This is a genomic window from Enterococcus gilvus ATCC BAA-350, from assembly GCF_000407545.1.
In the GTDB taxonomy this organism is placed as follows: domain Bacteria; phylum Bacillota; class Bacilli; order Lactobacillales; family Enterococcaceae; genus Enterococcus_A; species Enterococcus_A gilvus.
Window position 1 is genome coordinate 2750001 of sequence record NZ_ASWH01000001.1, and the last position, 25280, is coordinate 2775280.

Consider the following 25280-nt stretch of genomic DNA (forward strand, 5'->3'; position numbering starts at 1 on the left):
GACATCGAGGTGCCAAACCTCCCCGTCGATGTGGACTCTTGGGGGAGATAAGCCTGTTATCCCCAGGGTAGCTTTTATCCGTTGAGCGATGGCCCTTCCATGCGGAACCACCGGATCACTAAGCCCGACTTTCGTCCCTGCTCGACTTGTAGGTCTCGCAGTCAAGCTCCCTTGTGCCTTTACACTCTGCGAATGATTTCCAACCATTCTGAGGGAACCTTTGGGCGCCTCCGTTACTCTTTAGGAGGCGACCGCCCCAGTCAAACTGCCCATCTGACACTGTCTCCCACCACGATTAGTGGTGCGGGTTAGAGTGGTCATAACACAGGGGTAGTATCCCACCAGCGCCTCTGTCGAAACTAGCGTCCCGACTTCTACGGCTCCTACCTATCCTGTACATGTGGTACAAACACTCAATATCAAACTGCAGTAAAGCTCCATGGGGTCTTTCCGTCCTGTCGCGGGTAACCTGCATCTTCACAGGTACTAAAATTTCACCGAGTCTCTCGTTGAGACAGTGCCCAAATCGTTACGCCTTTCGTGCGGGTCGGAACTTACCCGACAAGGAATTTCGCTACCTTAGGACCGTTATAGTTACGGCCGCCGTTTACTGGGGCTTCAATTCGTACCTTCGCTTACGCTAAGCACTCCTCTTAACCTTCCAGCACCGGGCAGGCGTCAGCCCCTATACGTCATCTTTCGATTTTGCAGAGACCTGTGTTTTTGATAAACAGTCGCTTGGGCCTATTCACTGCGGCTGATCGTTAGATCAGCACCCCTTCTCCCGAAGTTACGGGGTCATTTTGCCGAGTTCCTTAACGAGAGTTCTCTCGCTCACCTTAGGATTCTCTCCTCGACTACCTGTGTCGGTTTGCGGTACGGGCCATTGTTTTCTTACTAGAAGCTTTTCTCGGCAGTGTGACATCGGGAACTTCGGTACTTATATTTCCCTCCCCATCACAACTTGTCCTTAGAGACGTAAGCATTTGACTCACATCAAGACTTGTTGCTTGGACAGACATTTCCAATCGTCTGATTCCTTAGCCTCCTGCGTCCCTCCATTGCTCAAACAAAAACAACGGGTACAGGAATATCAACCTGTTATCCATCGCCTACGCCTTTCGGCCTCGGCTTAGGTCCCGACTAACCCTGGGCGGACGAGCCTTCCCCAGGAAACCTTAGTCATTCGGTGGACAGGATTCTCACCTGTCTTTCGCTACTCATACCGGCATTCTCACTTCTAAGCGCTCCAGTAGTCCTCACGATCTACCTTCAACGCCCTTAGAACGCTCTCCTACCAACACACCTCATGGTGTGCTCCACAGCTTCGGTAAACTATTTAGCCCCGGTACATTTTCGGCGCAGGGTCACTCGACTAGTGAGCTATTACGCACTCTTTAAATGGTGGCTGCTTCTAAGCCAACATCCTAGTTGTCTGTGCAACCCCACATCCTTTTCCACTTAATAGTTATTTGGGGACCTTAGCTGGTGGTCTGGGCTGTTTCCCTTTCGACTATGGATCTTATCACTCACAGTCTGACTCCCAGAGATGAATGGATGGCATTCGGAGTTTATCTGAATTCGGTAACCCGAGATGGGCCCCTAGTCCAAACAGCGCTCTACCTCCATCATTCTTACTCTGAGGCTAGCCCTAAAGCTATTTCGGAGAGAACCAGCTATCTCCAAGTTCGTTTGGAATTTCTCCGCTACCCACACCTCATCCCCGCACTTTTCAACGTACGTGGGTTCGGTCCTCCAGTGCGTTTTACCGCACCTTCAACCTGGACATGGGTAGATCACATGGTTTCGGGTCTACGACCACTTACTCATTCGCCCTATTCAGACTCGCTTTCGCTGCGGCTCCGTCTTTTCAACTTAACCTCGCAAGTAATCGTAACTCGCCGGTTCATTCTACAAAAGGCACGCTATCACCCATTAACGGGCTCTAACTTGTTGTAGGCACACGGTTTCAGGATCTATTTCACTCCCCTTCCGGGGTGCTTTTCACCTTTCCCTCACGGTACTGGTTCACTATCGGTCACTAGGGAGTATTTAGCCTTGGGAGATGGTCCTCCCGGATTCCGACGGAATTCCTCGTGTTCCGCCGTACTCAGGATCCTCCTAGGTGCCAGTCAAATTTTGTCTACGGGGCTTTTACCCTTTCTAGCAGACCTTTCCAGGTCCTTCGACTATCTCACTGAACTACCATATTGGAGTCCTACAACCCCAAGAGGCAAGCCTCTTGGTTTGGGCTTTTCCCGTTTCGCTCGCCGCTACTCAGGGAATCGATTTTTCTTTCTCTTCCTGCAGGTACTTAGATGTTTCAGTTCTCTGCGTCTACCTCTATTCAGCTATGTATTCACTGAAAAGTAACATCCTATAAAAGATGCTGGGTTTCCCCATTCGGAAATCTCCGGATCAAAGCTTACTTACAGCTCCCCGAAGCATATCGGTGTTAGTCCCGTCCTTCATCGGCTCCTAGTGCCAAGGCATCCACCGTGCGCCCTTATTCACTTAACCTTATCTTGACTTGCGTCAAGGGTCTTACTAATTTCCATGAGCGATCATGTTCCTTAGTAATAAATAAGCAATTGAACTTATTAAAAAACTCATTCAACGCGGTGTTCTCGGTTTGTTTAACATTTTGTTTCTGTATCCAGTTTTCAATGAACGAATGATGACCAATGTCATCAATGGAGCCTAGCGGGATCGAACCGCTGACCTCCTGCGTGCAAAGCAGGCGCTCTCCCAGCTGAGCTAAGGCCCCGATATAAAATTGAGAGTAGACCTCTCAAAACTGAACGAATAAAAGCAAGCCTGTGTAGTTTCCGTAACGTTCATCTGAGATGAACTATTTCCTTAGAAAGGAGGTGATCCAGCCGCACCTTCCGATACGGCTACCTTGTTACGACTTCACCCCAATCATCTATCCCACCTTAGGCGGCTGGCTCCAAAAGGTTACCTCACCGACTTCGGGTGTTACAAACTCTCGTGGTGTGACGGGCGGTGTGTACAAGGCCCGGGAACGTATTCACCGCGGCGTGCTGATCCGCGATTACTAGCGATTCCGGCTTCATGTAGGCGAGTTGCAGCCTACAATCCGAACTGAGAGAAGCTTTAAGAGATTAGCTTAGCCTCGCGACTTCGCGACTCGTTGTACTTCCCATTGTAGCACGTGTGTAGCCCAGGTCATAAGGGGCATGATGATTTGACGTCATCCCCACCTTCCTCCGGTTTGTCACCGGCAGTCTCGCTAGAGTGCCCAACTAAATGATGGCAACTAACAATAAGGGTTGCGCTCGTTGCGGGACTTAACCCAACATCTCACGACACGAGCTGACGACAACCATGCACCACCTGTCACTTTGCCCCCGAAGGGGAAGCTCTATCTCTAGAGTGGTCAAAGGATGTCAAGACCTGGTAAGGTTCTTCGCGTTGCTTCGAATTAAACCACATGCTCCACCGCTTGTGCGGGCCCCCGTCAATTCCTTTGAGTTTCAACCTTGCGGTCGTACTCCCCAGGCGGAGTGCTTAATGCGTTAGCTGCAGCACTGAAGGGCGGAAACCCTCCAACACTTAGCACTCATCGTTTACGGCGTGGACTACCAGGGTATCTAATCCTGTTTGCTCCCCACGCTTTCGAGCCTCAGCGTCAGTTACAGACCAGAGAGCCGCCTTCGCCACTGGTGTTCCTCCATATATCTACGCATTTCACCGCTACACATGGAATTCCACTCTCCTCTTCTGCACTCAAGTTTCCCAGTTTCCAATGACCCTCCCCGGTTGAGCCGGGGGCTTTCACATCAGACTTAAGAAACCGCCTGCGCTCGCTTTACGCCCAATAAATCCGGACAACGCTTGCCACCTACGTATTACCGCGGCTGCTGGCACGTAGTTAGCCGTGGCTTTCTGGTCAGATACCGTCAAGGGATGAACATTTTACTCTCATCCTTGTTCTTCTCTAACAACAGAGTTTTACGATCCGAAAACCTTCTTCACTCACGCGGCGTTGCTCGGTCAGACTTTCGTCCATTGCCGAAGATTCCCTACTGCTGCCTCCCGTAGGAGTTTGGGCCGTGTCTCAGTCCCAATGTGGCCGATCACCCTCTCAGGTCGGCTATGCATCGTTGCCTTGGTGAGCCGTTACCTCACCAACTAGCTAATGCACCGCGGGTCCATCCATCAGTGACGCAAAAGCGCCTTTCAAATAGAAACCATGCGGTTTCTATTGTTATACGGTATTAGCACCTGTTTCCAAGTGTTATCCCCTTCTGATGGGCAGGTTACCCACGTGTTACTCACCCGTTCGCCACTCCTTTTCTTTCGGTGGAGCAAGCTCCGGTGAAAGAAAAAGCGTTCGACTTGCATGTATTAGGCACGCCGCCAGCGTTCGTCCTGAGCCAGGATCAAACTCTCATATAAAGTGTTTGAAACAATCTTGCGATTGTTAAGCTCAATTTTAATAATTGACTTGCTAGCATATTGCTTGCTATGTTGTTTGCTTCTATAGAATAGAAGCGCCCTACACATTTGGTTTGTTTTATTCGTTCAGTTTTCAAAGGTCTACGTTGTTTGTTGCTTTGTTTCAGCAACTTTTACATCTTAACAGGTTACTGAGTGAATGTCAACAACTTTTTTGAAGTTTGTTCAAAACTATGATTAACCCTTCAGTAACTTAGTTATAATAACTTAATACTATAAAAGTGTCAATAGTTTCATTTAACGAATTTTGTTTATCAGTCCAAACTCAAAAATACGTTGCTTTTATCACTATAACCAGCAATAGCATTTTGTCAATCAAAAAAAATAATTCTATGACAAGAAACCATTACTTTTGAAATAAAAATTCCATCCCACATAAAGGATGGAATTCGCGTGGCGACGTCCTAATCTCACAAGGGGCAACCCCTCACTACAATCGGCGCTAAGAAGCTTAACTTCTGTGTTCGACATGGGAACAGGTGTATCCTTCCCGCTATCGCCACCACACTATGCTTTATCTGAGTAAACGTCGTTCACTCAAAACTGGATCAGAAACAGTTAAACTACCGTGAATCAATTTTTTTGGTTAAGTCCTCGATCGATTAGTATCAGTCTGCTCCGTACATCACTGCACTTCCACTCCTGACCTATCTACCTGATCATCTCTCAGGGATCTTACTTTCTTAAAGAAATGGGAAATCTCATCTTGAGGTGGGCTTCACACTTAGATGCTTTCAGCGTTTATCCCTTCCCTACATAGCTACCCAGCGATGCCTCTGGCGAGACAACTGGTACACCAGCGGTAAGTCCATCCCGGTCCTCTCGTACTAAGGACAGATCCTCTCAAATTTCCAACGCCCGCGACGGATAGGGACCGAACTGTCTCACGACGTTCTGAACCCAGCTCGCGTGCCGCTTTAATGGGCGAACAGCCCAACCCTTGGGACCGACTACAGCCCCAGGATGCGACGAGCCGACATCGAGGTGCCAAACCTCCCCGTCGATGTGGACTCTTGGGGGAGATAAGCCTGTTATCCCCAGGGTAGCTTTTATCCGTTGAGCGATGGCCCTTCCATGCGGAACCACCGGATCACTAAGCCCGACTTTCGTCCCTGCTCGACTTGTAGGTCTCGCAGTCAAGCTCCCTTGTGCCTTTACACTCTGCGAATGATTTCCAACCATTCTGAGGGAACCTTTGGGCGCCTCCGTTACTCTTTAGGAGGCGACCGCCCCAGTCAAACTGCCCATCTGACACTGTCTCCCACCACGATTAGTGGTGCGGGTTAGAGTGGTCATAACACAGGGGTAGTATCCCACCAGCGCCTCTGTCGAAACTAGCGTCCCGACTTCTACGGCTCCTACCTATCCTGTACATGTGGTACAAACACTCAATATCAAACTGCAGTAAAGCTCCATGGGGTCTTTCCGTCCTGTCGCGGGTAACCTGCATCTTCACAGGTACTAAAATTTCACCGAGTCTCTCGTTGAGACAGTGCCCAAATCGTTACGCCTTTCGTGCGGGTCGGAACTTACCCGACAAGGAATTTCGCTACCTTAGGACCGTTATAGTTACGGCCGCCGTTTACTGGGGCTTCAATTCGTACCTTCGCTTACGCTAAGCACTCCTCTTAACCTTCCAGCACCGGGCAGGCGTCAGCCCCTATACGTCATCTTTCGATTTTGCAGAGACCTGTGTTTTTGATAAACAGTCGCTTGGGCCTATTCACTGCGGCTGATCGTTAGATCAGCACCCCTTCTCCCGAAGTTACGGGGTCATTTTGCCGAGTTCCTTAACGAGAGTTCTCTCGCTCACCTTAGGATTCTCTCCTCGACTACCTGTGTCGGTTTGCGGTACGGGCCATTGTTTTCTTACTAGAAGCTTTTCTCGGCAGTGTGACATCGGGAACTTCGGTACTTATATTTCCCTCCCCATCACAACTTGTCCTTAGAGACGTAAGCATTTGACTCACATCAAGACTTGTTGCTTGGACAGACATTTCCAATCGTCTGATTCCTTAGCCTCCTGCGTCCCTCCATTGCTCAAACAAAAACAACGGGTACAGGAATATCAACCTGTTATCCATCGCCTACGCCTTTCGGCCTCGGCTTAGGTCCCGACTAACCCTGGGCGGACGAGCCTTCCCCAGGAAACCTTAGTCATTCGGTGGACAGGATTCTCACCTGTCTTTCGCTACTCATACCGGCATTCTCACTTCTAAGCGCTCCAGTAGTCCTCACGATCTACCTTCAACGCCCTTAGAACGCTCTCCTACCAACACACCTCATGGTGTGCTCCACAGCTTCGGTAAACTATTTAGCCCCGGTACATTTTCGGCGCAGGGTCACTCGACTAGTGAGCTATTACGCACTCTTTAAATGGTGGCTGCTTCTAAGCCAACATCCTAGTTGTCTGTGCAACCCCACATCCTTTTCCACTTAATAGTTATTTGGGGACCTTAGCTGGTGGTCTGGGCTGTTTCCCTTTCGACTATGGATCTTATCACTCACAGTCTGACTCCCAGAGATGAATGGATGGCATTCGGAGTTTATCTGAATTCGGTAACCCGAGATGGGCCCCTAGTCCAAACAGTGCTCTACCTCCATCATTCTTACTCTGAGGCTAGCCCTAAAGCTATTTCGGAGAGAACCAGCTATCTCCAAGTTCGTTTGGAATTTCTCCGCTACCCACACCTCATCCCCGCACTTTTCAACGTACGTGGGTTCGGTCCTCCAGTGCGTTTTACCGCACCTTCAACCTGGACATGGGTAGATCACATGGTTTCGGGTCTACGACCACTTACTCATTCGCCCTATTCAGACTCGCTTTCGCTGCGGCTCCGTCTTTTCAACTTAACCTCGCAAGTAATCGTAACTCGCCGGTTCATTCTACAAAAGGCACGCTATCACCCATTAACGGGCTCTAACTTGTTGTAGGCACACGGTTTCAGGATCTATTTCACTCCCCTTCCGGGGTGCTTTTCACCTTTCCCTCACGGTACTGGTTCACTATCGGTCACTAGGGAGTATTTAGCCTTGGGAGATGGTCCTCCCGGATTCCGACGGAATTCCTCGTGTTCCGCCGTACTCAGGATCCTCCTAGGTGCCAGTCAAATTTTGTCTACGGGGCTTTTACCCTTTCTAGCAGACCTTTCCAGGTCCTTCGACTATCTCACTGAACTACCATATTGGAGTCCTACAACCCCAAGAGGCAAGCCTCTTGGTTTGGGCTTTTCCCGTTTCGCTCGCCGCTACTCAGGGAATCGATTTTTCTTTCTCTTCCTGCAGGTACTTAGATGTTTCAGTTCTCTGCGTCTACCTCTATTCAGCTATGTATTCACTGAAAAGTAACATCCTATAAAAGATGCTGGGTTTCCCCATTCGGAAATCTCCGGATCAAAGCTTACTTACAGCTCCCCGAAGCATATCGGTGTTAGTCCCGTCCTTCATCGGCTCCTAGTGCCAAGGCATCCACCGTGCGCCCTTATTCACTTAACCTTATCTTGACTTGCGTCAAGGGTCTTACTAATTTCCATGAGCGATCATGTTCCTTAGTAATAAATAAGCAATTGAACTTATTAAAAAACTCATTCAACGCGGTGTTCTCGGTTTGTTTAACATTTTGTTTCTGTATCCAGTTTTCAATGAACGATTTGAGAGTAGACCTCTCAAAACTGAACGAATAAAAGCAAGCCTGTGTAGTTTCCGTAACGTTCATCTAAGATGAACTATTTCCTTAGAAAGGAGGTGATCCAGCCGCACCTTCCGATACGGCTACCTTGTTACGACTTCACCCCAATCATCTATCCCACCTTAGGCGGCTGGCTCCAAAAGGTTACCTCACCGACTTCGGGTGTTACAAACTCTCGTGGTGTGACGGGCGGTGTGTACAAGGCCCGGGAACGTATTCACCGCGGCGTGCTGATCCGCGATTACTAGCGATTCCGGCTTCATGTAGGCGAGTTGCAGCCTACAATCCGAACTGAGAGAAGCTTTAAGAGATTAGCTTAGCCTCGCGACTTCGCGACTCGTTGTACTTCCCATTGTAGCACGTGTGTAGCCCAGGTCATAAGGGGCATGATGATTTGACGTCATCCCCACCTTCCTCCGGTTTGTCACCGGCAGTCTCGCTAGAGTGCCCAACTAAATGATGGCAACTAACAATAAGGGTTGCGCTCGTTGCGGGACTTAACCCAACATCTCACGACACGAGCTGACGACAACCATGCACCACCTGTCACTTTGCCCCCGAAGGGGAAGCTCTATCTCTAGAGTGGTCAAAGGATGTCAAGACCTGGTAAGGTTCTTCGCGTTGCTTCGAATTAAACCACATGCTCCACCGCTTGTGCGGGCCCCCGTCAATTCCTTTGAGTTTCAACCTTGCGGTCGTACTCCCCAGGCGGAGTGCTTAATGCGTTAGCTGCAGCACTGAAGGGCGGAAACCCTCCAACACTTAGCACTCATCGTTTACGGCGTGGACTACCAGGGTATCTAATCCTGTTTGCTCCCCACGCTTTCGAGCCTCAGCGTCAGTTACAGACCAGAGAGCCGCCTTCGCCACTGGTGTTCCTCCATATATCTACGCATTTCACCGCTACACATGGAATTCCACTCTCCTCTTCTGCACTCAAGTTTCCCAGTTTCCAATGACCCTCCCCGGTTGAGCCGGGGGCTTTCACATCAGACTTAAGAAACCGCCTGCGCTCGCTTTACGCCCAATAAATCCGGACAACGCTTGCCACCTACGTATTACCGCGGCTGCTGGCACGTAGTTAGCCGTGGCTTTCTGGTCAGATACCGTCAAGGGATGAACATTTTACTCTCATCCTTGTTCTTCTCTAACAACAGAGTTTTACGATCCGAAAACCTTCTTCACTCACGCGGCGTTGCTCGGTCAGACTTTCGTCCATTGCCGAAGATTCCCTACTGCTGCCTCCCGTAGGAGTTTGGGCCGTGTCTCAGTCCCAATGTGGCCGATCACCCTCTCAGGTCGGCTATGCATCGTTGCCTTGGTGAGCCGTTACCTCACCAACTAGCTAATGCACCGCGGGTCCATCCATCAGTGACGCAAAAGCGCCTTTCAAATAGAAACCATGCGGTTTCTATTGTTATACGGTATTAGCACCTGTTTCCAAGTGTTATCCCCTTCTGATGGGCAGGTTACCCACGTGTTACTCACCCGTTCGCCACTCCTTTTCTTTCGGTGGAGCAAGCTCCGGTGAAAGAAAAAGCGTTCGACTTGCATGTATTAGGCACGCCGCCAGCGTTCGTCCTGAGCCAGGATCAAACTCTCATATAAAGTGTTTGAAACAATCTTGCGATTGTTAAGCTCAATTTAATAATTGACTTGCTAGCATATTGCTTGCTATGTTGTTTGCTTCTATAGAATAGAAGCGCCCTACACATTTGGTTTGTTTTATTCGTTCAGTTTTCAAAGGTCTACGTTGTTTGTCGCTTTGTTTCAGCAACTTTTAAATCATAACAGATTGCCGTTTTAATGTCAACAACTTTTTTGAAGTTTTTTTCCGAAGAAGTTGTCGTCATCGCTTTATGCGACTTTGATAGAATAACTGAAAGTCAGCCATCTGTCAATAACAATTTTGAAGTTTTTTTAAGCGATATTCCCTCGCCTTGGAACATTAAATAATATACCAACATAATCTTATCTGGTCAATTAGAAATATTGATTTTTCGGAACTTTTTTTCAATACTGACCAATACTTCGCAACCTGCTTGCAAACGTTCGTAAATAACATGAAAGCTGATTGAAAATTTCCTTTTCAAAACACAAACTGCCGTATTTTTAATTCTGGAGATGACATCATTTTCTAATAAACCTTTTCAAACATACAAAAAAAAAGACGTCAGCATAGCTGAACGTCTCTTGAAATTTTTTTCTAACGCATGGTCGGAAATAGCAAAACATCTCGAATTGACTGAACATCTGTCAGTAACATAACTAAACGGTCAATTCCGATACCTAGTCCACCAGTCGGCGGCATACCGTATTCTAACGCCTCTAAGAAGTCTTCATCTACACCATGTGCTTCATCGTTTCCTTGTTCCCGCTCTTTTTCTTGCGCTTCGAAGCGTTCACGTTGATCAATTGGATCATTTAGCTCAGTAAAGGCATTCGCAAATTCGCGTCCCACGATAAATAATTCAAAACGGTCTGTAAAACGTCCATCTTCTGCATTTTTCTTCGCAAGTGGAGATACTTCTACTGGATGACCATACACAAATGTCGGTTGTTGCAGCGTTTCTTCCACAAAGGTCTCAAAGAACTCATTGATAATGTGCCCAATTTCCATGTTATCATTAATTTCAACATGGTGTTCCTTAGCTAGCGCACGAGCCTCTTCAATAGACATTTCAGGCCAGAAATCTACCCCTGTTTGTTCTTTGATTGCATCCACCATATGGATACGTTTAAACTCAGATCCTAGGTCAATCGTTTGACCATCATATGAAAGTGTAGTTTCCCCTAAAACATTTTGCGCGGCATCTCGAATAATTCCTTCTGTCAAATTCATTACATCTAAGAAATCTTGATACGCAGTATAAACTTCCATCATTGTAAATTCAGGATTGTGCGTAGTATCAATCCCTTCATTACGAAATACACGACCAATTTCGTATACTTTTTCCATTCCGCCAACGATTAAACGCTTCAAGTGAAGCTCTAATGCGATTCGGAGATATAAATCCATATCAAGAGCATTGTGATGCGTGATAAACGGACGAGCAGTCGCCCCTCCTGCTTCATTGTGCAACACAGGCGTCTCTACTTCGATATAACCGAGTCCATCTAAATAGCGTCGGATTTGACTGATGATTTGACTACGTTTAGTAAAACGATCAAAACTCTCACGATTACTGATTAAATCCAAATAGCGCTGACGGTAACGTTGTTCAACGTTGGTCAACCCATGATATTTTTCTGGAAGTGGACGCAACGCTTTAGACAACAATGTAATTTCTTTCGCTTTAATGGAGACTTCGCCAGTATCCGTCTTCATGATTTCACCAGTTACACCAAAGAAATCACCTAGATCCCCTTTTTTGAAGATCGCATACGGTTCTTCCCCGACTTCGTCTTTACGTACGTAGATTTGGATTTGGCCTTCCCGGTCTTGTAAGTGAGCAAAGCCGACTTTCCCTTTTCCCCGTTTCGTCATCATTCGACCAGCCACGCTTGCCGATAATTGTTTTTCTTGAAGCTCTTCTTTAGTATTTTCGTCATATGTTTCGTGTAATTCTTTTGAATTTGCTGTTCGTTCAAAACGTGCACCGAATGGATCAATGCCTTCTTCACGAAGGGTTTCCATTTTTTCTCGGCGAACACGCATCTGATCGTTCATTTCTGTTAAATTTGATTGTTCTTCAGTCACGAATGTTCCTCCTCAGAATGTAATTACTCTTTCTTATAATGCCAATGAATAAGCAAAAAATCAAGCCGAATTCTTCATTCGGCTTCAAGATCAACTGATTTTCTCTCTCGCTTCAGTCTTTTCAACAAGCTGATCCAATAAATCTGCGATCACTTGTTTGTCTTCTGTTTGATTAATAGCTAATTTAGCTTTTGCAGAGCGCGGAATCCCTTTTAAATAGTAGCTTGCATGTTGACGGAATTCACGACAAGCGATGGTTTCGCCTTTCAACTGAATTAGGCGTTCTAAATGCAGCTTGGCTGTTTCTATTTTTTCTCTTGCACTTGGTTCAGGAATTAATTCACCTGTTTCTAAATAGTGCTGGGTTTGATGGATCATCCAAGGATTGCCTAGAGCCGCTCGGCCAATCATCACCGCATCCACACCGACTTCATCAATCATTCGTTTCGCATCCTCTGGCGTACGGACGTCGCCGTTTCCCATAAATGGAATCGTTAGCTCATCAGCTACTTGCTTCAAGACAGCCCAATCTGCTTTGCCTTCATACATTTGCACTCGTGTCCTTCCGTGCATTGCAATGGCTGAAGCTCCCGCACTTTGAGCCGCCAAAGCATTCTCTACTGCAAAGATATGCTGTTCATCCCAGCCTACACGCATTTTAACAGTTACGGGAATATCTACAGCCGACGAAACTGCATTTACCATTTCATAAACTTTATTTGGGTCTAACAGCCATTTAGCACCCGCTTCTGCTTTAATAACCTTGTTTACCGGACAACCCATGTTGATGTCGATAATGTCAGCTTTCGTATTTTCTTGGACAAATTGCGCTGCTTCTACTAATGAGTCTTTGTTCCCACCGAATATTTGTACACTTAACGGATGTTCCCGTTCATCTATATACAGCATCTCCAACGTCTTTTTATTTCTAAAGTGGATTCCTTGATCACTGATCATTTCGCACACGACCAGACCTGCTCCGAACTCCTTCACCGTCACTCGAAAAGCAGCATTCGAGATGCCTGCCATTGGAGCTACAACCACCCGATTAGGTACCTCCACATCGCCTATTTTCCACGTACCATTCAATGGTCTCACGTTTATTCCCCCAAAATTTCTTGTTTAAGTTCGTAAAGTTCTTCTTCACTGTACTCGTATTTGTTATTACAAAAAGTACAAACCGCCTCTGCACCATGATCTTGATCAATTAATTCCTGAATTTGGTCGGCTCCCAATGTGAGAATCGCAGAAGCAAATTTTTCTTTTGAACAATCACATTTAAATTGAACAGGCATCTTTTCTAAAAATTCAACATCGCTAGTTGCTAATAAATTTTGCAAAATTTCTTCTGACGTTTGACCCTCGTCTAGCAAGGTTGAAATACGTGTTGTCTCTTTTAAGCGTTCTTCAATTTGATCAATGATCTCATCGCTTGCACCTGGCATAATTTGAATCATAAAACCACCCGCTGTTTTGACAGAATCATCTGTATCGACTAAGACTGATACTCCCACCGCAGATGGAATTTGTTCGGATACTGCCAAATAATAGGTAAAGTCTTCTCCGATTTCACCAGAAACAATAGGTGTTTGACCAGAAAATGGTTCTTTTAGCCCTAGATCTTTGATTACAGTGAACATGCCTTCTGTTCCAACTGCTCCACGCACATCTATTTTGCCAATCTCATTTAATGGTAGACTGATATGTGGATTCTTGATATATCCTTTCACTTCGCCTTTACCATTGCTGTCAACGACGATAGCTCCCGCAGGACCGTTTCCTTCTACTTTGACAGTCATTTTATCTTCGCCTTTTAACGTGGCTCCTAACATCAATGCACCGATCATTGTGCGACCCAATGCTGCAGAGGACGTATTCCATGTATCATGACGGCGCTGTGCCTCACCAATCGTCTCCGTTGCGTTTACTGCGTATGCTCGAACAAATCCGCTATAAGCTAATGCTTTTACTAAATAATCACTCATTTACCTGCTCCTTATCCCTAATAATGAACTATTTACTACTGAAACACTCCTCAGAATGTCTAATCTGTTTTCTTACTTTATTTTTAAAAAAATAAGACCCTCATTCATTTTTTTAAAGTGGTTCATTTTTTACTCGTGATTGCATCATACTAGGTGTTTCAACTTTTTTCAACTTCTCTGCGCCTGCATAATGGAAAAGCTTAACAAAGTGATATTCACTAAACACAAAAAAAGCAGACGAATTTTCGTCTGCTTCTTAAAAACACAAAGGCAATAAAATAGCTGTCATTGCAGTAGCATCATACTTCATCGCTTCGCTTTTCAACTGGTTGTGTAGGGTGCCTAGCGCCTCAGGAAAATCCTGTTGATGAGACAGTGCATAAAGGGCGATTTCCTTACAGATTTTTGTTGCAACTAAACCGCAGTCTTCCGTTTTTTCAAGTACTTGCGCATTCTCAAACAACATTTTTTTGATTTCTGGACTCGTTTTTACAAACTCATCCCCGTAAGCACAACTAATCTGATCCATCATTTGTTTAGTTTTTTCGTCGCGTTTCATGCTCTCCACCTCTTTAAAATCATTTTACGCCTAGATAACCTATAGACCAACAAAATACATTTAAATCAACGATAAATTAATTTTTTATCATTTTGAGATGTAAAAAGAGATTGTCTGAAACTTTTTAAATACTCGAAAATCAACGAACGAAATTCTTTGTTCTCTCAAATGCTGTAAAGCTGAAGAATAGAAAAACGGCATGCCCAAGGACATGCCGTTTCATTTTACTCTTGATTGTCGTTTGTATCATCTGGCTCGATTTTATTGTCTGAGTCTTTGTGTTCTTCAGGATCTTTATCTTCTGCTTGTTTCTCAGCATCTTTCTCTTCCAAAGCACGTTTTGCTTCTTCAAAGGTTTGTGCTTGAGCTTTTTCACTTGGATAAGGAGTGCCTTTGCCTTCTGGCATTTGCCCTGTCTCAAACAATGATTTGATTGCTTTCGCATCCAATGTTTCGAATTCCAGTAACTTTTCAGCGATCAATTTATGTTGATCACGATGCGTTTCGATGATCTCACGTGCTTTTTCGTGAGCTTTCATTAAGATACTACGAACTTCTTCATCAATTTCAAAAGCAACTTGTTCAGAGTAAGCTTTTGTTTGACCGTAATCACGGCCAACAAAGACTTGATGATTTCCTTCGTATTGAACCGGTCCAAGCTTATCACTCATTCCGTATTCAGTTACCATGCTGCGGGCGAGTGCCGTTGCTTGCTCGAAGTCATTTGAAGCACCTGTTGTTTGTGCGTTAAACACGATTTCTTCAGCAGTACGTCCACCCAACAGTCCAACGATTTGTTCAAACATATCATCTTTCGACATCAACATTTGATCTTCTTTTGGTAAAGCGATCATATAACCGCCAGCGCGTCCACGAGGAATAATAGTTACTTTGTGAACAACACGCGCACGGTTTAATACCATACCAATAATTGTGTGGCCTGCTTCATGATAAGCGACCATTTCACGTTCATGCTTGCTAATGACACGATCCTTCTTAGCAGGACCTGCAATCACGCGATCTTCTGCTTCGTCAACATCTGAAGCATCGATTTTCTTCTTGTTTCGACGAGCAGCTACTAGGGCTGCTTCATTCAGAACATTCTCAAGGTCCGCACCAGCAAAACCTGGTGTTTGTTGTGCAACAACTTTCAAATCAACGTCGTCTGCTAACGGTTTATTCCGAGCATGAACGCGTAAAATCGCTTCACGACCTTTAACATCCGGGCGCCCAACTAAAATTTGACGGTCAAAACGACCTGGACGTAATAACGCTGGATCTAATACGTCTGAACGGTTCGTTGCAGCGATGACGATCACGCCTTCGTTTCCATCAAAACCATCCATTTCAACAAGTAACTGGTTTAAGGTTTGTTCACGTTCATCATGACCCCCGCCCATACCAGCGCCACGTTGACGACCAACAGCATCAATTTCATCAATGAAAATGATTGCTGGAGCATTTTTCTTGGCTGTTTCAAATAGGTCACGGACACGAGAAGCCCCGACCCCTACAAACATTTCCACGAAATCTGAACCAGAAATTGAATAGAACGGTACGCCTGCTTCACCGGCTACAGCTTTGGCAAGCAATGTTTTACCGGTCCCTGGAGGTCCCTCTAGTAAAACACCGGCAGGAATACGAGCGCCCAATTCGACAAAACGACGCGGGTCTTTCAAGAATTCTACAACTTCTACTAATTCTTGTTTTTCTTCTTCTGCTCCGGCCACATCAGAGAATCTTACACGGTTGGCTTTTTTGTCTGCTTCTTTCGCTTTTGACTTGCCAAAGTTCATGACACGACCATTGCCGCCTCCTCCTCCGCCTTGTTGTCCGATCATCATATAGAAGAAGAAAATCATGATTAGGATTGGTAAGAAGCTGACTAATAATGTCACCCACATACCGCTGCTAGATTCTTCATCGATCTCTGTTTTTACATTGTTTTCTTTTGCTAGATCATTAACTTGGCTCAACGTTGAATCATTAGGCAAAATAATAGTTGAGAAATGAGTCGTTGTAGAATCGGTCGAACCAATGATGCTCAATCCACCAGAGTTTGCAACTTCTTGCTTCTCTTTGTACTCCCCAGTGATTTTGTACACACCACCAGCAGGTTGGATTTTAACATTTTTGATTTTGCCTTCTTGCATTTGTTCTGTAAAGGTTGAATACTCGATATCTGGCGAAGCTGATTTGTTATCCCCGAAAAGGAAATACACTACCATAACCATCGCCAAGATGACGAGAATATAATAGAGAGCATTTTTTACTCCCTTATTGTTTTTGTTCATCTGCGTCCTCCTCGCGCTTGTTAGCTCATTAGCTTATTAGCTTGTAAAAAAAGTTTTATCAATTTTGACCTTTTAAGTATATCACACTGTGATTTTTTCGGTCACTAATTTGATTGATAAATTTCAGGCTTTAATACGCCTACATACGGTAAATTGCGATATGCTTCTGCATAATCCAGTCCATAACCAACAACGAATTCATTTGGCACATCAAAGCCAACATAGTCCGCATGGATATCAACTACACGACCCTCGGGTTTATCCAACAATGTGACAATTTTCACTGATTTGGCTTTGCGGTATTTGAACAGATCCACCAAATAACCCAATGTTCGACCACTATCGATGATATCTTCAACGATCAACAAATCACGGCCCTCAACATTTGTGTCTAAATCCTTAATGATTTTTACTTCACCAGATGAAACGGTTTGGTTACCGTAACTTGAAACATCCATAAAGTCCAATTCTAAGTGTGCATCGATCTCACGAACGATGTCTGCCATAAAAGGTACAGCACCTTTTAAAATACCAACCACCAATGGATTATTGTCGGCGTAATCTGTCGTTAATTGTGCGCCTAATTCAACACAGCGCTTTTGAATATCTTCTCTAGTAATCAAGATTTTTTCAATATCTTTTGCTAGCATGTGGAAACTCCTTTCATTTCGCTACCTGAAGCGTATAGTCAAGTATGTAGTGTATTCTATCAGTTTCAGTTGTAATACTCAAATAGGAATTGACAAAAGGCAAAAGCGCTACGATTTCTCCCGCAGAATCTTCTACCACCCATGCGCGATCACGTGCATCTGTTGGGATTTTCTTGTCAATAAAATAACGATTTATCCTTTTTTTCAAACGCCCACTTAATTGAATGCGATCTCCCGCTTCTCTCTTGCGAATCTTTAGCGGGAGGTTCACTGTTGCGGGCAGGAAAACTTGATACCCCTCTTTATTGGAAGCTTCGCTGCTTTTTCTAAGCGCAATCCTTGCACCATCAGACAGCCCAGCCTCTTCACCTTCATCTAAATAAAGAACTTCTTTATCCACCAGGGATTTCTGCTCTAGATAAAAATGCTGATAACGACGTACAAATTGCCAATTATTGCCGATGTCTATTAGCCATTGACTGGTAAAATCTTCCATTTTATCTAACAGTAAAAAAAGTTGACGCTGTGAGACCGCGAGCGTCTTCTGTTCACTAGCCTGTTGAAAAAACGAAGAAAGAAAATAATAACGAGCGCCCGTCTCCTGAGGAAGAGTTTCATAGGAAAATGACCACCGTTGACCGTCAAATTCAACATTTCTTAAATTTTCTTTTAGCGTTTCATTGATCAGCTGGTTAGCCCACGTCAATTGTTGGTGAAATTGTTGCGCGTGCAGTAAGACTTGGGGATTTTCTTCTTTTAATTCAGGGACAACATTTTGTCTTATACGATTACGAAAATAATCTTGAGACGTGTTTGTTCCATCTTCAAAATAAGGGACATTTTCTTTTTCAGCGTAATCGTATAATGATTCTTTTGAAAATAGCAGCAGTGGACGTAGTAAAATTCCATTACCAAATCGTTGTTGACGCGCTATTCCTTCATGGCCTGCAAGCGAACCGCCTCTAGTCAGACGCATCAATAGCGTTTCTAGCTGATCATCGCCATGATGAGCTGTTAAAATCAGATCATACTTTTCTTTCTGCATAATTTCTTTAAAAAAACCATACCGAACATTTCTAGCTTCCGCTTCTACATTTTTCTCTGCTGGCTTTTCCCAGACCTTTAAATAAAACGGTATTTGCTGTTTTTCACAATACGCATGCAGGAAAGCTGCTTCTGCTTTGGATTCTTTACGTAACTGATGGTTTATGTGTGCGACACCTATTTTCAGCTTTCTTTGTTCTAGCAGATGTAGCAATACCATTGAATCGACTCCAGCCGAGACAGCTATTAAGATTTTTTTCCCTTCCATTAACTCTGGATTCTCTTTAAAAAAAGCGTGTTCCATATTAAATTCCTCATTTTTAAAAATAGTAGTGACAACTATAAAAAAAGCTGAAATCCTAAAAGAATTTCAGCTTCCCTATTTTAACTACGACGGCCGCCTCGGCCTCCGCGTTTTCCTTCGGTATTGCGTTTGATCGATGACAAGCGATCATCGCTATCCTTTAAAAAGGAACTCATCAATGAATCGAAGTCTTGTTTGCCGCTATTTTGTTGGGGTTTGCCTTTAGCCGCTGGTCTTGGTCGGTTGTTGTCGCGAAACTCACGTTTGAAAGGTTTCTTTTCTGGTTGTGGTTGATCTTGGGCCTTACGTATTGAAAGACCTACTTTGCCGTCGTCTCCAACTGACGTAACTTTTACCGTTACCTCATCCCCGACAGTCAAAACATCATGAATGTCTTTGACGAAACCATTAGATATTTCACTGATATGGACTAAGCCCGTTTTGCCCTCTCCCAAGTCGATAAAGGCACCGAAATTGGTGATCCCTGATACTTTTCCTTGCAGCTTAGCTCCTACTTCGATTGACATAAAAAAAATGTTCCTCCTAATTTTTTTCCAATTTATTTTAAAACTGCGATTTTATATTAGTTAGCAGTTTCGGACTTTACAACTTCGTCAGCAGACTGTTTGTCTTTGCTAGGCGTATTTGCTGAATCTGGTAAAACAAAAATCAATTCCCCATCTTTTGAATAATAGAAACGACTACGAGCTAGTTTTGCCACATAGTTATCATCTTTCAACAATTTTACATCTTGTTTTAACCCATTCACTTGATCATCCACTTTAGCAGATTCGGCTACTGTCTGAACCTTAATTTGCTTCAATTCGTTCAAATGACGATGTTCGTTGAAGATTTGAACTCCCATGACGATAGCGGCAAAAGCTGCGACAGCAAATAATGCTGCTAGACGACGACGCTTAAAAATTAATTGACGGTGCTGCTTTTGAAATTTGCGATATTGCTCTTTTGCATACGGCGTATCTAACGAAGCAATTTTCTGCGTCTCGTTTTCATTCATTCCTGCTCGCTCCTTACCATGAAATTCTTTACTATTATATCAATTCAGGATATAATTGTCTATTTGAATTATCCTTAATTCCCGTTATTTTCCACTCGTGTCTCACGAATGATCCGATACATTTTTGCTGCATCTTCTTTTTTTGTCGACTCATGCAGCTCTTCTACCGCCACTTCTAGGACTTTGTTACCAAATTGAATGCGAAGCTCATCTCCCACTTTTATATCTGTTGAAGATTTTGCTAACTTTCCGTTTACTTGGATTCGTCCCTTGTCAGCTACTTCTTTCGCTACCGTACGACGTTTTATAATACGCGCTATTTTTAAAAATTTATCTAATCGCATGAACTATCTCCTTTTCCAATTTATTCTTAATAATTTGCTGCCAAATGGCAACATCAGCCACTCTCTAATGGTTAACAAACGTAGTTGAATGGCCAGCATCAAAAAAGCACTTCCTCCAATTCCTACACCAAAAATGGCTGCAACTAAAGCAAAACTTCTTTTTTGAATAGCACCAAAGATAATGCTGATACCGCCATAATAACATAAGAGTACGATGATCATCCCCGCTAAACAAATAAAAAGATTTCGCATAAAGTGTCGTTGCTTTCCATAGGCGCGGGTTTCACGGTTACATGCATAATGTAAAACAAATAAAGCGACTGCTAACCCCAGCAGAGTCGATAAGCTAGCACCAATTGTGCCGAATTGATTCGTTAATCCCCCTGTTGTCACAACTTTTAACAGCAATCCAACGCCTGCTGCTTGCAACGAACTACGGTATTCATTTTGACTCTGGGCAATACTTTGGTAAGCCTGTACCATCGCCATAAGAAAGATCGCGAATACAAATAGCACTAGCGTGGCATTTCCCTGATAATCCTTGAATAACGCATAGTTCACATACGGCAACAACATCGCTAATCCAATTGAAGCTGCCGCTGCAATTGCACAGGTCAATCGAAGGAAAACTTGACTCGTTTTAACAAACATCCGACGGTCATTGTTGATTAAATAGCGGGTTAACAAGGGCAAGAAGCTTGAACTTAAAGCTAATGCTACAACTAATCCTAATTGTACCAGCGGCTGCCCTCTATCATAGACCCCTTTTGCGAGTTTCGCACCATGTTCGCTTAACCCAAAATCAACTAACGCTTTTTTTACAGTAAACGAATCAATGAGTTGAAATAAAATCAACAGACCGCTGTAGACAGTCATCAAACCACCTTCAAGAGCCACTCGCTTAGCAAGCTTAACCGTATTTCCGCCCACTCTGGGAAGCTTGAGAAAAATGCTGGTAGACAAGATTTTCCGTCGGTAATACCAGAGGACAGCTACTGCTGCAACGCCACCGACTAATGCCCCTGACATGGCAACCGTTCCTGTATGGTAAACATTCCAACCAAATTGTCTGAACGACCACGCAGCAATTATAATTACACCCACCCGGATCAATTGCTCCACCACTTGAGAAACGGCAGTTGGCACCATCAGTAATTTCCCTTGGAACTCTCCTCGTGTAATCGAAAGGAACGGCATAATTACAAAGGTAAACGAAACCACGCGAATCAAAGGAGCTAATTTTGCATCTCCCATCCAGACAGCGAATGGATAAGCAGAAAAGAAGAAAATGGCCCATAACATCAAACCAAAACTGCTGATTAACGGAAATAACTCTTCCAGTGCTTGACGTTGTTTTCGAGGCTCTTTTTTCTCTACTACGTATTTTGAAATGAACTGCGGAAGTCCAGTTAAAGCAAGCGTCATCGCAATCCCGTAGATCGGATACACTTGTTGGTAAACGTAGAAACCTTCGTCACCTGCAAAGTTTTGATAAGGGACTCGGTAAACAGCGCTCAATAGCTTCGCGATGAATGACGCAGCCGTCAAGACGAAGGCACCTTGCATCATGACCCGCATTTCTTTATTTGCCAGTGCCTCCACCACCTATTCTTTGTATTTTTGTTCTCTTAACGCCCGAATAAATTTGCTGATTTCTCGTAACCAAATAGCCTCATCCATGGTTTTAGCAATAGTTAATTTGATGACCATTTGATCCTTTTCAACACCTAGAGTTGCTTTCATCTTCGTTACACTTAATGCTTCAAAAAGCTGTTCGACTTTATACGCTTTTGTCCCAACTTTGCTTAGGGTAAAGATAATCTGCTGCTGACGTTTTTGTATACTCTCAACTAATGCCCGGTCGCCATCCATTTTGATTTGACCGACGTTCAGCAAATTGGCTACCTCATCAGGATAATCACCAAAGCGATCAATCAAGTCTGCTTCGACTTCATCTAGCATCTCCGTGCTTTCTAGTTCGCGAATCCGTTTATAGATCTCGATTTTTTGTCGTTCATCTTCTATATAAGTCCCCGGAATATAGGCGTCGATTCCAAGGTTGATTTCAACTGATGTACGCTCCACTTGAGTATTTTTGCCTTGCTTCCGATCTACTGCTTCAGAAAGCATTTGTGAGTACATATCAAAGCCGACTGCGTCAATAAAGCCATGCTGCTGAGCACCAAGAAGGTTTCCTGCACCACGAATAGATAAGTCCCGCATCGCGATTTTGAAGCCTGAGCCTAATTCAGTAAAGTCTTTGATTGCCTGCAGACGTTTTTCACTGACTTCATTCAGTATTTTTTGCGGCTCATACATGAAATACGCATAGGCGATTCGACTGCTTCGTCCTACACGTCCACGTAATTGATACAATGTGGACAGCCCCATATAATCGGCGTTTTCTACAAACAACGTATTTACGTTGGGAATGTCTACCCCCGTTTCAATAATCGTTGTCGTCACCAAGATGTCGTATTGTCCATCGATAAAGTCCATCAATGTATTCTCTAACTGTACTTCGGTCATTTGACCGTGCGCAAATCCGATTTTAGCATCTGGTACCAACATTTGTAATTCTTCTACTTTTCGTTCGATTGTCTCTACCCGGTTATACAGATAAAAGGCTTGCCCGCCACGTGCCATTTCTCGCTCGATCGCTTCACGGATCGCTCCGGGATTCGTCTCCATTACATAAGTTTGAATTGGGTAGCGATTTTCCGGAGGTGTCTCGATGACTGAAAGGTCACGTACGCCCAGCATCGACATATGCAGCGTCCGAGGGATCGGAGTAGCGGTCAACGTTAAGACATCCACTTGAGATCGGAGTTGCTTTAAGCGCTCTTTGTGTTTCACGCCAAAACGTTGTTCTTCGTCGATCACTAATAAGCCCAAATCTGCAAATTTTAAATCTTGTGACAACAGACGATGCGTACCGACTACAATATCGATTTGTCCTGTACGAAGTTGTTCAATCGTTTCATTTTGTTGCTTCTTTGTACGAAAACGACTCAACATTCCCACGTTTATAGGGAAATTTTCAAAACGTTCGGTCATCGTATCGTAATGTTGCTGCGCCAAAATCGTCGTCGGAACAAGGAATGCTACTTGTTTATTTTCTTTCATTGCTTTAAAGGCTGCGCGCAACGCAACCTCTGTCTTCCCAAAACCAACATCGCCAACCAACAGACGGTCCATCGGGCGCGCCTTCTCCATGTCGTGCTTGATTTCCGAAGCGCTCCGTAACTGATCGTCTGTTTCACTATAAGGAAAGGCATCTTCAAATTCCTTCTGGTATTCGTCATCTGGACCAAAAGCATACCCGCGCTCTGCTTCACGCTTCGCATATAGTTCAATCAAGTCATCTGCGATATCTTCAATTCTTTTCGATACTTTACTCTTTGTCTTAGTCCACTCGCTGCCGCCTAATTTATTGATTTTCGGCGGTTTCGCTTCAGAAGAAACGTACTTTTGGATTAGGTTCAATTGTGTAACTGGAATAAACAGTTTGTCGTCTTTTTGGTACAGAATCGACATATAGTCTTGATGGACCCCATCTATTTCGATAGTCTCCATCCCTATATATTTCCCGATTCCGTGATTTGCATGAACGACATAGTCGCCTGTCTTTAATTCATTATAGCTCTTCAGGCGTTCCGCGTTGGAGATCGTTTGGCGGCGCGCACGTTTTTTGGTTACCTTTTGGAAAATTTCCCGTTCTGTTACCACTACTAACTTATCTTGCGGCAGCTCGAATCCATTCGTTAAATTTCCTATTACAATTTGCGTTTGTCCCACTACTATTTTATCTGGAGTTGTTTGCACTGCTTGGATAGCCACATCTCGAAATTCTTGTGTGAGTTTTTCTTGACGCTCCTGGTCAGAAACAAGAAATAGTACTGTTTGTCCTTGTTTTTGCCAACGATCGACTTCTGTTTTCAGTAATGGCATTTGCCCAAAAAATTGCTGCATCGAGCGGTACTGAAAATTATGGATTGCTTCGAAGCGCAAATTTCCCATTCCTTTTTGAAATAAGGAGAAGAAGCTTGTTACAAGTTTAGCCTTCTTTATTAAGTCGTGGGCATTCATTCCAAATGTTTGATCAGAAAACACTCTCAGCTCTTCGATTTTTTGCGTGTGCCACTCCGCTTCTTCTCGTTCCATTTCACGGTTCGTTTCCATTATTCGAGGATAGTCATCGACGAATAGCAGCGCATCTTCAGCAAAGTGATCGAGTAGAGATACTTTTTCTTCATATAGTAAATCCGTATAATACTTGGCCTGCTCTGTAGGGATTCCATCTTCCCACGACGCAATGAGCTGACCAAAGTAATCATTTAAGAAATTATACGCTTCTTTTTCCTTCGTGACCGCTAAACGATTTTGTAAAAGTTGAGTCACCTTCTGCGCGCCTTGTGTCAAATCTTCCGCAGAGAAAACCAAATCTGTAGTTGGGGTGATCCATGCTTCATCCAAATTCTCCACAGAGCGTTGCGTCTCTGGCTCAAAATAGCGTAAAGAATCTATTTCCACATCGAACAACTCTACACGAACAGGATATTCGGTCGTCAAAGGATAAATGTCAACGATACTGCCGCGCATACTGAACTCACCGGGTTTTCCGACCATTGTTTGCCGCTCATAGCCCATCAATACCAACCGTTGTGCTAAGTGATCTAGATCAACTTCGCTGCCGATTTTCCAATGTAGTTGATTGGCTTTCCATGTTTCAGTTGACGGTAAATACTTTCTCAATGCAGCGATCGGAACAACGTACAGTCCTTTTTCACCTTGAGAAAGCGCCTGTAGCGTAGCAACGCGTTCTGCTCTTGCTTCAGGGGAGGCAAAAGCCATTTCTGCCGAAAGTACTTCATCCACAGGAAACAAATGAACATCGTCGACGATCTGGCGCAGTTCATCTGCTAATTGATTACTATAGTAAAGATTGGGCACTGCGATGATTGTCTGCTTTTGACTTGTCTGATACGTCGCTGCCATCACCAAAGCTTTGGCAGATCCAGAAAGACCGATCAGCAATTGCCGCTTCGCTTTTTTGCTTAAATTCGCTTGCCACTCTTTTATTAACGGCAGTTGATTTATAAATTCAATTAAATTCATCGTTCTTGCTCCTTATACATTCCTCTTTGCATGTGCTGTCCGAGACTATTTAGAAAGCTTCTCGCCTCACATGCAGTTCTTATTTTCTCAGTAT

General features: G+C 44.3%; 12 protein-coding genes, 1 tRNA gene and 5 rRNA genes (1 of these 18 only partly in view). All 18 read right to left on the reverse strand.

Features of this window, described 5'->3' with window-relative positions; translation table 11 throughout:
• Window positions 1–2520, reverse strand: a 23S ribosomal RNA gene (locus tag I592_RS13665); it reaches 393 nt to the left of the window's first position.
• Between the two features lie 174 nt (window positions 2521–2694).
• Window positions 2695–2767 (reverse strand) — tRNA-Ala (locus I592_RS13670).
• A 96-nt stretch (window positions 2768–2863) separates the two neighbouring features.
• Window positions 2864–4422, reverse strand: a 16S ribosomal RNA gene (locus tag I592_RS13675).
• Window positions 4423–4873: 451 nt separating this feature from the next.
• Window positions 4874–4989 (reverse strand): 5S ribosomal RNA (gene rrf / locus I592_RS13680).
• 75 nt (window positions 4990–5064) lie between these two features.
• Window positions 5065–7977 (reverse strand): 23S ribosomal RNA (locus I592_RS13685).
• A gap of 242 nt (window positions 7978–8219) precedes the next feature.
• Window positions 8220–9778 (reverse strand): 16S ribosomal RNA (locus I592_RS13690).
• The 16S, 23S and 5S rRNA genes sit together here with 1 tRNA gene alongside, the layout of an rRNA operon.
• Window positions 9779–10376: 598 nt before the next feature.
• Window positions 10377–11840, reverse strand: a complete 1464-nt coding sequence (lysS, locus tag I592_RS13695; protein ID WP_086306438.1) for a lysine--tRNA ligase — start codon at window positions 11838–11840, stop codon at window positions 10377–10379.
• Window positions 11841–11960: 120 nt separating this feature from the next.
• Window positions 11961–12959: a tRNA dihydrouridine synthase DusB gene (gene dusB / locus I592_RS13700; RefSeq protein WP_044926588.1), complete on the reverse strand. Its 999-nt coding sequence runs from the start codon at window positions 12957–12959 to the stop codon at window positions 11961–11963.
• Window positions 12960–12970: 11 nt separating this feature from the next.
• Entirely contained in the window at window positions 12971–13855 is an 885-nt protein-coding gene (gene hslO / locus I592_RS13705; RefSeq protein WP_010779626.1) for an Hsp33 family molecular chaperone HslO, read from the reverse strand.
• A 256-nt stretch (window positions 13856–14111) separates the two neighbouring features.
• Window positions 14112–14414 carry a bacteriocin immunity family protein gene (locus tag I592_RS13710; protein WP_010779625.1) on the reverse strand — a complete coding sequence of 101 codons (303 nt, stop codon included), beginning with the start codon at window positions 14412–14414 and terminating at the stop codon, window positions 14112–14114.
• Window positions 14415–14638: 224 nt separating this feature from the next.
• A complete protein-coding gene (gene ftsH / locus I592_RS13715) occupies window positions 14639–16708 on the reverse strand; it encodes an ATP-dependent zinc metalloprotease FtsH (protein ID WP_010779624.1) in 2070 nt (689 codons plus the stop codon).
• Between the two features lie 104 nt (window positions 16709–16812).
• Complete coding sequence (gene hpt, locus I592_RS13720) at window positions 16813–17358, reverse strand: hypoxanthine phosphoribosyltransferase (RefSeq protein WP_010779623.1); 546 nt, start codon at window positions 17356–17358, stop codon at window positions 16813–16815.
• 13 nt (window positions 17359–17371) lie between these two features.
• Window positions 17372–18706 (reverse strand): tRNA lysidine(34) synthetase TilS, encoded by a 1335-nt coding sequence (tilS, locus tag I592_RS13725; RefSeq protein WP_010779622.1) that lies wholly within the window; start codon window positions 18704–18706, stop codon window positions 17372–17374.
• An 80-nt stretch (window positions 18707–18786) separates the two neighbouring features.
• On the reverse strand, window positions 18787–19233 hold the full coding sequence (locus I592_RS13730) for a S1 domain-containing RNA-binding protein (RefSeq protein WP_010779621.1): 447 nt from the start codon (window positions 19231–19233) through the stop codon (window positions 18787–18789).
• Between the two features lie 56 nt (window positions 19234–19289).
• Window positions 19290–19724 (reverse strand): FtsB family cell division protein, encoded by a 435-nt coding sequence (locus I592_RS13735; RefSeq protein ID WP_010779620.1) that lies wholly within the window; start codon window positions 19722–19724, stop codon window positions 19290–19292.
• Window positions 19725–19798: 74 nt separating this feature from the next.
• The gene (locus I592_RS13740; RefSeq protein ID WP_010779619.1) at window positions 19799–20068 is read right to left on the reverse strand and encodes an RNA-binding S4 domain-containing protein; all 270 of its coding nucleotides are present in this window, start codon (window positions 20066–20068) and stop codon (window positions 19799–19801) included.
• 3 nt (window positions 20069–20071) lie between these two features.
• On the reverse strand, window positions 20072–21634 hold the full coding sequence (locus I592_RS13745; RefSeq protein ID WP_081633637.1) for a putative polysaccharide biosynthesis protein: 1563 nt from the start codon (window positions 21632–21634) through the stop codon (window positions 20072–20074).
• Window positions 21635–21673: 39 nt separating this feature from the next.
• Complete coding sequence (gene mfd, locus I592_RS13750) at window positions 21674–25186, reverse strand: transcription-repair coupling factor (protein ID WP_010779617.1); 3513 nt, start codon at window positions 25184–25186, stop codon at window positions 21674–21676.
• Window positions 25187–25280: the final 94 nt, after the last annotated feature.

Coding starts and splice junctions, on each gene's coding strand:
- I592_RS13735 (WP_010779620.1), bottom strand. CDS start 19,724: ATGAATGAAAACGAGACGCAGAAAATTGCTTCGTTAGATACGCCGTAT.
- tilS (WP_010779622.1), bottom strand. CDS start 18,706: ATGGAACACGCTTTTTTTAAAGAGAATCCAGAGTTAATGGAAGGGAAA.
- I592_RS13710 (WP_010779625.1), bottom strand. CDS start 14,414: ATGAAACGCGACGAAAAAACTAAACAAATGATGGATCAGATTAGTTGT.
- I592_RS13740 (WP_010779619.1), bottom strand. CDS start 20,068: ATGCGATTAGATAAATTTTTAAAAATAGCGCGTATTATAAAACGTCGT.
- hpt (WP_010779623.1), bottom strand. CDS start 17,358: ATGCTAGCAAAAGATATTGAAAAAATCTTGATTACTAGAGAAGATATT.
- I592_RS13745 (WP_081633637.1), bottom strand. CDS start 21,634: ATGCAAGGTGCCTTCGTCTTGACGGCTGCGTCATTCATCGCGAAGCTA.
- mfd (WP_010779617.1), bottom strand. CDS start 25,186: ATGAATTTAATTGAATTTATAAATCAACTGCCGTTAATAAAAGAGTGG.
- ftsH (WP_010779624.1), bottom strand. CDS start 16,708: ATGAACAAAAACAATAAGGGAGTAAAAAATGCTCTCTATTATATTCTC.
- lysS (WP_086306438.1), bottom strand. CDS start 11,840: ATGAACGATCAGATGCGTGTTCGCCGAGAAAAAATGGAAACCCTTCGT.
- hslO (WP_010779626.1), bottom strand. CDS start 13,855: ATGAGTGATTATTTAGTAAAAGCATTAGCTTATAGCGGATTTGTTCGA.
- I592_RS13730 (WP_010779621.1), bottom strand. CDS start 19,233: ATGTCAATCGAAGTAGGAGCTAAGCTGCAAGGAAAAGTATCAGGGATC.